Annotated in this window: 7 protein-coding genes and 1 pseudogene; 6 read left to right on the top strand and 2 right to left on the bottom strand. The window is 54.2% G+C overall.

Annotated features, from left to right (window positions below):
- Positions 1–597: 597 nt before the first annotated feature.
- The gene (locus C487_RS00125) at positions 598–2,838 is read left to right on the top strand and encodes a DNA cytosine methyltransferase (protein WP_241431036.1); all 2,241 of its coding nucleotides are present in this window, start codon (positions 598–600) and stop codon (positions 2,836–2,838) included.
- A gap of 142 nt (positions 2,839–2,980) precedes the next feature.
- On the opposite strand, the gene C487_RS00130 is transcribed toward C487_RS00125, so the two are convergent.
- Both C487_RS00130 and C487_RS21655 read right to left on the bottom strand, forming a co-directional pair.
- On the bottom strand, positions 2,981–3,406 hold the full coding sequence (locus C487_RS00130; RefSeq protein ID WP_006183615.1) for a hypothetical protein: 426 nt from the start codon (positions 3,404–3,406) through the stop codon (positions 2,981–2,983).
- Positions 3,407–3,747: 341 nt separating this feature from the next.
- On the bottom strand, positions 3,748–3,951 hold the full coding sequence (locus C487_RS21655; protein ID WP_338045806.1) for a carotenoid oxygenase family protein: 204 nt from the start codon (positions 3,949–3,951) through the stop codon (positions 3,748–3,750).
- A gap of 240 nt (positions 3,952–4,191) precedes the next feature.
- On the opposite strand from C487_RS21655, the gene C487_RS19075 reads away from it, so the two are divergent.
- The 5 genes and pseudogenes from C487_RS19075 to C487_RS21360 all read left to right on the top strand — a co-directional run bounded on the left by C487_RS19075 (position 4,192) and on the right by C487_RS21360 (position 11,260).
- Positions 4,192–4,635, top strand: coding sequence for a hypothetical protein (locus tag C487_RS19075; protein ID WP_083864437.1), 444 nt, complete (start codon positions 4,192–4,194; stop codon positions 4,633–4,635).
- A gap of 168 nt (positions 4,636–4,803) precedes the next feature.
- Positions 4,804–6,089 (top strand): annotated as a pseudogene (locus C487_RS00135) (IS4 family transposase).
- Positions 6,090–6,925: 836 nt separating this feature from the next.
- On the top strand, positions 6,926–10,012 hold the full coding sequence (locus C487_RS00140; protein ID WP_006183619.1) for a DEAD/DEAH box helicase: 3,087 nt from the start codon (positions 6,926–6,928) through the stop codon (positions 10,010–10,012).
- 164 nt (positions 10,013–10,176) lie between these two features.
- Positions 10,177–10,737, top strand: a complete 561-nt coding sequence (locus C487_RS00145; protein ID WP_006183621.1) for an SWIM zinc finger family protein — start codon at positions 10,177–10,179, stop codon at positions 10,735–10,737.
- 322 nt (positions 10,738–11,059) lie between these two features.
- The gene (locus C487_RS21360) at positions 11,060–11,260 is read left to right on the top strand and encodes a hypothetical protein (protein WP_083864439.1); all 201 of its coding nucleotides are present in this window, start codon (positions 11,060–11,062) and stop codon (positions 11,258–11,260) included.
- Positions 11,261–11,632: the final 372 nt, after the last annotated feature.

Here is an 11,632-nt window from a genome sequence, read left to right on the forward strand (position 1 = left end):
CGGACGGTGCTGCGTCGACGCAGTGGCGTTGTGTTGGCCAGTAGTGGTGCAGGCCATGCTTCCACAAACAGACCCCTCCCTCATAAAAATTCGGGAGGGGTCTGGGTAGTGTTGTTCGCTAGTCGCGCTCGCGGGTGCGCAGCGCGCGCACGCTCCCACGCGCATCGTGCGCGCACGTGCGTGCAGCATCGGGGTGAAGTCACAACCATGAGGAAAACGGATACTACCACAACTGGGGTGCGCGTGCGTACAGCGAAGAACGCGTCGAGAAGTGTGAGGTTGAACAATCTGGATGGGGCTTCATCGGTTGGAACAAGCGAACCGAGGAATCGGTAAACGATAGCATCTTGCTCATCAACGTGCCCCCATGGCTCTTCGGGAGTGACCAAGGTCCGTCCGAGGGCATCAGGGGCTCGGTCATCGGGTTCGAGGTTATATACTGGCCCCTTCAGTTATCTGGTCAAAATAGGCGGAAAACCTGTTCGTAAAGACAATCACTCCCACAAAGGTAGTGGCTGAACGGTCGTGGGAGGTGTCTGGAATAAGCAGTATCTGATTATCCTGGAGTTTATCCCTGGTGACGAAATAACACTTGGTATGACTGAATCGGTCACGTGCTGCGATTCGCCGATGGCGCTAGTGCGATCAGCGCCACCCACGGAGCGTGACGCCCATCGACAGTTACTCTTCGACAATATCGAATTCCTCATTGACACGCTGACGGCAGCCCATATGCGCAAACAGCGAATGATCCCGGTCGGCTGTCCCGGGTCGACGCCGGAGCGCTTGGCGCGGCAGCGCGGTAAAAATGGTGACGACTGCCGATACGCGATGCTGGACTCTGCTCACGGTGAAACGGCCGACACGCTCTGCCCCTGCAATGACCCACTCTGCGGGAGCGATGATCCGCTGGATGCCGTAGCTGCGGTGGTCCTAGGACCTCCCGTCACTGCTCCAGCGGAACGCTTCTTCCAGCGACAATCCAGACGAACCGTCAGGGAACTCCGGGAGCAACACGGAGACTGGGAAACACTCGCTTCAATGGACCACGATGAGCTGTCAGAGGTTCTCCAAGAAGCCTGCTCACTGAAGGGAATAAGCAAGGATCGGGTTTCTCGCCTCGAACAGCTTCTCGTGGCCGTTCAAGAGACCGACTATACGGACGGGGTGACGCTCCGCGACTTCTCGAGGGTGCAGTACCAGAACTATGTAGACTTCCTCGCGAGTGTCCCCGGAATTGAACAAGATGACGGGTGGTGGCTCCTACAGACGGCCTTCGATAAGCCTGTCTGGCCGGCTGACCCGTGCGTTGATGAGTTTCTGTGTGCACTCGGGTTACTCGATCCAGAGGAGCTGCATACGGCGGAGAGTCGTCGCCACGCGCTCGAAGAGGAGTTGACCGACCGTTTGATCGCTCCGCTCTATCGGGCACTTGCCACACACGCAGTCACTGCAGGAACAGATGTTTGTGGCGAAGACTGCGAAATCCGGAAGTTCATGCTCACACACCGCCTGCGACAGCAACAGATAGAGCGGAATGGGCCAACCGCTGTCGACCTCTTCGCGGGGGCCGGTGGCCTTTCGTGTGGATTACGGCAGGCGGATTACGATATCAGGTGGGCGATCGATATTGATACGGACGCCGTGGCGACGTATCGCCTGAACCATCCCGAAATCCCACACCGAAACGTCGTCTGTGGGGATGTCCGCGAGGTGGATCTCACGACGCGTATCCAAGAGGCTGTAAACGAGCCCGACCTGCTGGTCGGTGGCCCACCGTGTCAGTCGCTCTCCAATGCAGGGTACCGGTCGCGTCGAGGAGACGACGAGGACTACAGCATTCTCGATGACGACCGGACGACCCTCTACACGCAGTACGTGAAAGCTGTCGAGGAACTCCGGCCAAAGGCCATCGTGATGGAGAACGTCGAGGGGATGGTCAACGAGGTAGGAGATACTGACATTCGGGTCATTGACTGGGTGATAGAGGACCTCGAAATGCTTAGTGAAACAGGCCCGGGGTATGATGTCGAGTACAAGCTACAGGACATGACTGAACTCGGCATCCCACAAAAACGAGAACGGGTGCTTCTGATTGGGATCCGCGACGACCTCACAGAGAGTGCAACAGCAGATGATATGCTGAATGAACTCTCGATAGAAGGCAAAACACAGAGTATCCAGCAGGGACTCTCCGGACTCCCCCGTCTTCGGCGAGGGGAGGGTGGAAGACTACTCCCGAGGACGGGACGTGGCTTTAGGAGCGACTACGTGCGTACTCATGATCTCGATTCTGGAACCAGCCTCTGTTTCAACCATCAGGCTCGAGATCACCCGATGGAGAAAGATCAGATTCTATTTGATAAGGCTCTGAGTCCTGGCGATACCGGATGGGACGTGAAGTATAATTCTGACGGAGAATATGCAGAATATGTCGAATATGACGTCGGGACTGCCGAAAATAAGCGGTTCGGAGATAAGTACCGTATGCTTGAATGGTCAGAGCCCTCCCCGACAATCGTGGCTCATCTAGCTAAAGATGCGAATAGCTACGTGCTGCCAGATTACTACAAGCATGCACGTCCAAGCCCCGACCGCGCGGATCCAAAGCGAAATCGTGGTATTACCCCTCGCGAGGCGGCACGGTTACAGTCCTTCCCGGATGACTACATCTTCTTGGGACCCTTTACGAGCTGGTTCAAACAGATCGGGAACGCGGTACCACCGATTGCAGGGAAACGCATTGGTGAAGTGCTCGACTCTCTCGTTGAAGCTGGAGAGTTCCCTGCAGCCAGTACAGATGCATCAAACTCTGGTAAAGCGGTTTCTGACGACTGAATCGGGTTGATTTCTCGGAGACTGTGAGCAGGGTACCACGTGGATCCGATGTGAGGAACGACCCCTTCGTTGTGTACTAGCGACTAGACGAGACCTGCAAGAGCGGCAAGAGCGGGAATCACAGTACGTCGATTTCTAAGGATTACTTCCCTGTCGCTGGTTCGAAGTCGACGATAAAGGTCTCGTCGTCCTGTACTCGGAACAAGACTCCGAACTGATTGCCTTCCGGATCAGCTACCGGGTATAGGTGTTCCCCTGTATCAAGGGTGAGGACGGGTGGTCGATAACCGAATGAATCCCAGTCTCGGTACTCCATCGCTTCCACTGACATAGGAGCTAGATTAGTGATCATGGAACCGGTGAGATCGTCCCACTGGTCAACCCCCTTTGTCTGGAAGATTCCAGGTCTGTTAGCCTCGGTATCATTAACAGGGATCAGTAGCGATCCATCACCAAGTTCGAGGACCACCGACTCACTAGGTACGTCAACTTCCCACTCTAATACTTCGTGCTCCCCTCCAGCCAGCTTTTGCACGTCCAAGATTACCTGGCCCTCGATGTCGTCCATACCTCGTCCGAGGGATACCTCCCGGATAAACATTACCAGCACTTTGCAGCCAAGCGGAAGACAGAGAGAAGTGTATCGAGCGCCTCGGGATCGAAGGCGACCCGGCGCGGGTCTCGGTGAGTGCGACGTGTTCGCTGTCAATGTGGGTGACATGAACGTTCGCATTGTCGGTCAGATAGAGGACTCCTAGAGCGGTTGTGGCCTCGAGGATGCGGCGCCAGCCACGCGTGTCAGTGCCGAACTGGCCGGTCAGCCGACCGACCATTGTGTCCGCGTTGGGCATCGGTACAGAGGAACCAGTTCGAGCAGCGGAGCAAACCGTCGTAGAAGGCGGAGCATCGCTAGAACCAATGATTGGCGCGGCGATCACTGACCTCGAAGCCGGCGGGGCCGTTGCGGATCAGCGTCCCAGAGAGCCAGTCGGGCATAGAGCCCTCGACCGTCGGGTGGTGGTCGTGAACTTCGGTGGTCAGCAAGTGAAAGCCAGCGCTGGATACTGTAACAGCCACACATTCAGATGAAATAGCAATCAATCCTTCGTGCACGTTGATCCGGATTACGTGATTCGAGCTGTTTTACGAAACTAGTACATTCCCAATCGTGAACAGCTAGGTTAATATCAACCGTTCAAATGTTCTGCTGTCTTCATGAGAGAGTTCGACAACGTGCTTTTTCTCACCTATTTATGGAGATAAGCTCTCAGAGCTTTTGACTTTGGCAGGTCAAGGGTTGAAGCTACAGCAGAAAAATCCTTGCAGTTTGATCCCCCTTAATACTGACATTGAATGGACAGCACTGACTCCGGCCAAGATATTCCACTGCCATTCGGTCGCACATCAACCACAGTTGATGAACTCCATACACTGATTAAGATCGATAAAGCGGCAGCACTGCTTGAAGAGAACGGAGTCACCTCCGCTGAAAAGAGAATTGAGGAATTTCTTGAAGCTGTCCCATCTCTTCTGGCATGGCTCAGGAACGAGGGCCGAAACTTCCCCTGGCGAAATACAACCGATCCCTGGCGGGTGTACGTTTCTGAAATACTTCTTCAGCGAACACGAGCAGACGCAGTCAGCGAAGTCTACGATGATTTTTTCGATCGATTCCCTGAACCAGCAGCTATCCGTAAAGCTTCGGAGGAAGAGATCAGAGATTCCGTCTCGTCGCTCGGATTTGTAAATCACCGAACGCGTCATCCGTCTTTAGTTAGGCGCAAAACCGCACGATAGCGGCGGCTTATCGGAGTTACTTTTCGGAAGGAATGAGGAGGCGGAAGATGTGCACNCATCCGTCTTTAGTTAGGCGCAAAACCGCACGATAGCGGCGGCTTATCGGAGTTACTTTTCGGAAGGAATGAGGAGGCGGAAGATGTGCACTCTAACCCCTCCTCACAGGAAGTGGAACACCATCTCACTAACTTCCTTCCATCTGAAGCGCTCGAAGACCACGCCGATGCCGTCGGCGTGGTCGAGCGCGATCGGAAGCTGCAGATTCCACCGCTCGTCTGGTCATTTGCGTTCGGCTTCGCCGGCGGCGCAAGCCGAACGCTCGCCAGCTTCAGACGAAGCTACAACTCGACTGCAGACAAGACATTGTCCTCAGGAGGGTTCTATCAGCGGTTGACGCCGACTCTCGCAGAGTACCTCCGCGACCTCGTCGAGTACGGGCTCGACGAGGTCGCTGTCCCCCACACCGTCTCAGAGGAGTTCAACCGATTCAGAGACGTGATGATCGCAGATGGAACGGTTCTCCGGCTTCACGAGTTGCTTTCTGAGGAGTACGAAGGTCGCCGTGAGGAGCAGGCTGGAGCACGGCTCCACCTGCTCCACAACGTCACTGAGCAGACGATCGACCGGTTCAGCGTCATAGACGAGAAAAGACACGACAGTACGCAGTTCGAGACAGGATCGTGGCTCGAAGGTCGGCTAGCGATCCTCGATCTGGCCTATTTCAAGTACCGGCGGNCCGGCGGTTCGCATTGATCGACGAGAACGACGGCTACTTCGTGAGCCGACTGAAACGCAGCTCTAACCCGGTTGTAACCGACGAATTACGGGAATGGCGCGGCCGCGCCATTCCCTTGGAGGGGAAGAAAATCTTTGACGTCGTGGACGATCTCTGCCGCAAGTACATCGACGTCGAAGTTGAGATCGAGTTTGACCGGAGAGAGTACGCGGGCACGCAGTCACGTGATACGAAACGGTTCCGCGTCGTCGGCGTCCGCAACGAGGACGCCGACGACTACCATTTGTACATCACGAATCTCTCGCGTGAAGAGTTCCTGCCGGAGGATCTAGCGACGATCTACCGCTGTCGCTGGGAAGTAGAACTACTGTTTCGGGAGCTGAAGACGCAGTACAGACTGGATGAGTTCGATACGACGAAGAAGCACGTCGTAGAGATTCTGCTGTACGCGGCGCTGTTGTCCTTGGTCGTGAGCCGTGAGTTGCTCAGCCTGGTCATCGAACACGCAGATGATGCCCTCGTGTTTCCGCCGGAACGCTGGGCGGCGACCTTCCGGTCGCACGCCCAGCTCATTCTCTACCGGTTGAGTGGCTACCTCGGGTATTCTCCGCCACCACTGCTTGACCGCCTCATCGCCGACGCACAGAAGATCCACAAACAACGCCCGGTTCTCCAAGAACAGCTCGCTACCGCCATCAAACCGGCTGCAGAGGCCTAACTAAAGACCAATGCGAATACGTCCTCGAGCGCGATCCCCGCNNNNCTGCTTGACCGCCTCATCGCCGACGCACAGAAGATCCACAAACAACGCCCGGTTCTCCAAGAACAGCTCGCTACCGCCATCAAACCGGCTGCAGAGGCCTAACTAAAGACCAATGCCGAACGCGTACACTCGAGGATGTTGCTCAGATACTTGGTGAAGATGTATGTGTTTACCCCCAGAAATCGCAGGAGGACAGTAGGTTCAAAATCGGGGAATTCAATTAGAAATCCGTAAAATTCGACCGCCGNACTGAGAGATATATAAATCAAATAGAGGGTGCTGTTTTCAGCCGTCTCAGTGGCTCAGCCAGGAACTCTATGGGGGTAAACACATGCGTGAAGATTACGGCGACAGCGTACCAGCGTCACTGAAGGAATTACAACGTCCGTGGAGAATTGGCCCCTATTCTGCTCGAGCAACGATGATATTCGCATTTCACGAACCAATGGCACTTGTCGACACTAATTTCGCACGCGTTGGCGAACGGGTGTTCGGCTATAATATGCCCTCCCAGCCGCACAAGAGTGAAGAGGTTTACCAGTTCTTTGATTCGCTCGTGCCCGACAGCCCGGGATTATGCCGGGCGCTAAACCTTGCACTACTGGATCTGGCTGATGCCATCTGTACCCCTTCTGACCCCTCCTGTCCGTCCTGTCCTCTAGCGACTTCGTGTCTGTACTGGAAAGAGAATAGAAGGTGATCAAGCCCGTTTCTGCTCTACCACGGCTAGAAATCCACACTCATGTTAGCTGCCAAAGAGTTAATAACACCTGAATAACGATAATTGGAGAGTGTCAGACGAGAATCTATTCAAACCCGGGGACAGGGTGTCGTATTACGGTGGGGAGGGGATCGTTGTACGTGTAGAGGATGATTGTCTGCTCATTCATACGGATGATGGGCGTATCGTCAAACAGAAACCAGACTTGCCTCTCGTGTCAAAAATGGTTGACTTCGAAAGCGGTGAAAAAGTACAGTTCCCTGGCGGAGAAGGTGAAATTATAAAAATAGAAGAGCGGCCTGATCACGCTGATCTACTTTACGTCCACACCACAGATGGCGACCTCAAGACGGTTCCCGCTGACAAGAAAGGGATCGAACCGCTGGCAGGGGTTACCGACCAACTTTCTATGATGCAGTTTGACACCTTACCGAGATTCGATCTGCTTGAAAAAGCGGTTCGCCTGAACCTTGCCTATCGATTTGATCGGTTCCTTTCGCTAGAAGGAAATCGAATCGATGTCACCCCCCATCAGGTTGAGGCAGCTCACGAAATCCTGAATTCCCACGATCAGCGATACCTCATCGGTGACGAGGTCGGGCTCGGGAAAACCATCGAAGCTGGCATCGTTATCGAAGAACTGCTTGCCCGTGATCGAGCCGAACGGGTTCTGATCGTTACTCCTGCCTCGCTAAAGACACAGTGGCAAGAAGAGATGAAGGCGAAGTTCGACCAGGACTACGTCATCTACGACCGCAATTACGTAAGGAGCGTCTGTCAGACGACTTCAAAAGACGAGGTCTGGCAACAGGACGATCTGGTCATCACCTCGATCGATTTTGCCAAGCAGGACGATATGCTCGAGGCGCTCGAAAACACCGAATGGGATATTGCGGTCTTCGACGAGGCCCACCACCTGACTGCACGAAAAGAGAACGACGGGACGCTCAGCAAAACGGACCGATACAACGTCGGAGAGGCCGTTTCACCGAACACTGATTCGCTACTGTTCCTCACGGGGACACCACACAAGGGAAAACATGATCAGTTCTATCTCATGATCGATCTCCTCGAGCCATATCGTTTCGAGGACGAACACGATATTTCCCCGGACAAACTGAACGATGTGATGATCCGGCGTCTCAAGAGCAATCCTAATATGGTTCACTCTGATGGGTCGCCGATGTTCCCAGAGAAGAAAATCCATACACGTCCAGTTGACTTCTCGCAGCAGGAACACGCACTATATGAAGACATCACAGACTACCTCCAGAACGACTATCGACTCGGCGAGGAACAAGAATCCCATGCCGCTGGCTTCTCGATGGTCATCTATCAGAAGCGGCTGGTATCAAGCATCCGGGCGATACAGCGCTCACTCGAGAAACGAGCACGGGTTCTTCGAAATGGTGGCCAACAGGGAGAGCTCTCGCAGGTGGTAAAGAAACTCCTACCAGAGTATCGAGAACGGCCAGAAACACTCACCGATAAGCAGCGTGAACGTATCGAAGACGAATTACAGAAGGTGTCTACCGGACAGGATCCCGAGCAGCTAAACCAAGAACTGGAAGTTCTTGAAGACCTGATTGAAAGAACGCGATCTATCGAAGTAGACTCAAAAGCTCAAGAACTCCGAGAATTTACCGAGAGTCTCCTCAACGAGGATCCTGACGAGAAGGTCCTCGTCTTCACCGAGTACACGGATACCCTCGAGTACCTCAGAGATGAGGTCCTTGAGGAATATGATACTGCACAGATCCATGGGTCGATGGGACAGCAGACCCGTCGAGAGCAGGTTGAAAAATTCCGTGGAGACGCGAACATTATGCTCGCAACAGATGCAGCTAGGGAGGGTATCAATCTCCAGTTCGCGCATATTATGGTGAATTACGATCTGCCTTGGAACCCGATCCGTATCGACCAGCGGATGGGACGCCTTCACCGCTACGGCCAGGACCGGGATGTCCATATTCACAACCTCTTCGTCGATGATACTCGAGAGAGCGAAATTCTCGAACAGCTGGTCGAAAAAATCGATCGAATTGAGAACGATCTCGGAATGCGTTCAGACGTACTGGGGATGGTTCTTGATGACAGCGACTTCGACCTCGAAGAACGAATTATGGATGCGGTGACAAACGATAAATCGAGCAAGAAGGTCGTCGACGACCTCGACAGAATCATCGAAGAACGAAAGGAGGCAGTAAAGACGGTTCAGGAAAATTTCCTGATCAGCGACCAGTTCGGTGAGTCTGACCTCAAAGAGATCCAGGATTTGATTGAAGATAGCAGAGAAGATCACATTGGTCAAAGCGAGGTGCGCGAACTTCTTGAGCTGTTCTTTGCCGAACTTGATGGAGAAATTAAAGAGCGCAGTGATCATCGGCTCGACGGGAAAGTGTTCTCGATTGATGTTCCAGGGGTGATCGAACTCGGGAGAGAAGATGTGCGGGGTTCGTATAGTCAGGCAACGTTCGATCAGGACCTCGCAAAGGAGGATAGCAATCTGGAATTCCTATCGGTGAATCATCCAGTCGTACAGGCTATTGTTGAATACTGCCTCGACGGTAACTGGATTGATGGTCGAACGGTGGTGAAGCGTACCGCTGATCCTTCCACTGAACCGGGTCTCAGGTGCAATTTCCGGCTCGGCTATGAAACAGCGGATGGAAGAGACGAGACGGAAGAATTCGTGTCCATGTACGTAACTGCTGACGGAGACGTCTGGTCCGAAATCCCCGACAGTGATGGCTCGATCTCGCCGGATCGGGCGGAGAATCATCAACAGGTCAGCCGTGTAACGGAAAACGCCAGAGACCTTGTCGATGTAGCGAAGAGAGAAGCACAGCTACAGGTTGAGGCGATGGCTGAAGAAGCGGAGAAAGAAAAGGAAGAGAACGTTGACATCAAGCGCCAGCACGCGGAGAGATATTTCGAAAACGCCATCAACACTTGGGAAAATCGGCTTGAGGAATATCAGCGGGATCATCAGAATGGGAAGGACATGAAACTCCCCATTCGGAATGCAAAGTCAAAGCTCGAGGAGCTTCGGGACGAACGCAAGCACGAATTCGAACAGCTGCGAGAAGAGGAATCCGTTCTTCCGAAAGCCCCTGAGCTGGTCAATGCTGCAGTGATGGTCCCGGATAAGAAGTGAATAGGCGAGCCTCGACTCTCACTTCGAAGGCCCGTCAATCACGATTGCAGCATTGGTGCAGTCCGTAAAGCCGATTGCCAGGACTAAGGTAGATCAAGCGTGGCCAGTTAGTTTTTCTGAGCCTGAGAGAGTGAGGCGCATACTCGTGTGCCTCGAGGCCACGAATGAGTACAAATCGACCACTCCAGAGCGACCCGCATCGAGATCAACCGACAAACGAGTACACGAGCGACCGCGATCGCAGCTACCCAGGAGACATTGCCCGACTGAACGGACATGAACTCGTCGCGATCGACGAGTGGCTGCCAGGCGCGGAGCCAACACCGTACGAACTCAATCTCACTGATGGCTACGAGTATCGGACTCGCTACTGGCGCTGCAGAAAGTGCAGCCAAGAGCGCAACCATCGCGACGAGTTCACCACCCCCTGCGACAACCCCCAGCCGTCGACTGCCCTCGAGGCAGGTGGCTACTCGATCGACGACCCACGAACTCGTCGTGCACTGAACGAGAAGTTGGACGTTCACTTTGCGACACTGGGTCCGCTCTATGAGGTCAGGAGTGAGAGCGGGAACACCTACAAGGTCGATATCGAGGCAGCAACGTGTACCTGCCCTGATTTCGAGCAGTGCCAGCCAGACGACGGCTGTAAGCATCTTCGCCGTGTCGACCTCGAGATCCGCACGGGACTTATCCCTGCGCCAGATGGCACGTTCAGCCGCTGACTGTCGAGCGATCTCATCACTTGAGACGGTTTGTAACCCCCGAAAGGGGTGCGGGGACTCGAAGGAAGTCCACCGTAGCAACCCATGAGACAACGAGAGACAGCAATCACATCGACAGCCACTGAAACGACTCAGCTCCTGAACCGGGGAATCGCCAGATGACTGACCGCAACGAGTGCCGAATGCCGACGTGTTCGGAACCTGCTCGTGATCGTGCAGGATATGCTGGTCGGTTCTGTTCGGACAGCTGTGAGGTCCGCTACGAGCACCTCCAAGCCGACGCTCGAGATGCCGCGGTGGACGAAGCGAAGGATCAGTACTGATGCTCGAGCAGATCGATCACCGTGGTAAGCGTTTCACGATCGATGACGAGGACAGTGTCGACGATGTCGCTCGTGAACGGTGTCGGCGGGACGAACTGCTCGAACGACAGGCTCAGCGAGAGATCCGTGAGCTCGAGTGTGCGAAAGCAGTCGCTGGACCAGATAGTGAAAATGCTGATATTGGAATATTCGACCGATGACACGGGACTTGCGGTACGAAAGACACACCGTATTTCCTGAGAAGAACAGCTCAAATCGAGATCAGCTGTAAGCAGTGATGAAACTCTCCCTTCATAGATAGTTGTAGTTGATGCCCCACGCACACAGAGTTCACTCTGCACACGGTGTGTCTCGAGTCTCGAAAAGCGGTATGTCCGGCGGATCGGGGACAGCGATCAACACCGGACGGGACTGAGGGTGGGCGATGATTGAATCCGGGCAGTGTCGCGCGCAGTGGATCACGCGACAGGTGATATATCGGATCATCCGTCTTTAGCTAAGACGAGAACCGCGTGACAGCGACGGCTTATCGAGGCTACTTTTCGAGAGGAATGAGGAGGAGAAGTCTGTGC

The organism is Natrinema pallidum DSM 3751 (assembly GCF_000337615.1).
Taxonomy (GTDB): Archaea; Halobacteriota; Halobacteria; order Halobacteriales; family Natrialbaceae; genus Natrinema; species Natrinema pallidum.

Coding starts and splice junctions, on each gene's coding strand:
- C487_RS21360 (WP_083864439.1), top strand. CDS start 11,060: ATGCTCGAGCAGATCGATCACCGTGGTAAGCGTTTCACGATCGATGAC.
- C487_RS00130 (WP_006183615.1), bottom strand. CDS start 3,406: ATGGACGACATCGAGGGCCAGGTAATCTTGGACGTGCAAAAGCTGGCT.
- C487_RS00125 (WP_241431036.1), top strand. CDS start 598: ATGACTGAATCGGTCACGTGCTGCGATTCGCCGATGGCGCTAGTGCGA.
- C487_RS00145 (WP_006183621.1), top strand. CDS start 10,177: ATGAGTACAAATCGACCACTCCAGAGCGACCCGCATCGAGATCAACCG.
- C487_RS19075 (WP_083864437.1), top strand. CDS start 4,192: ATGGACAGCACTGACTCCGGCCAAGATATTCCACTGCCATTCGGTCGC.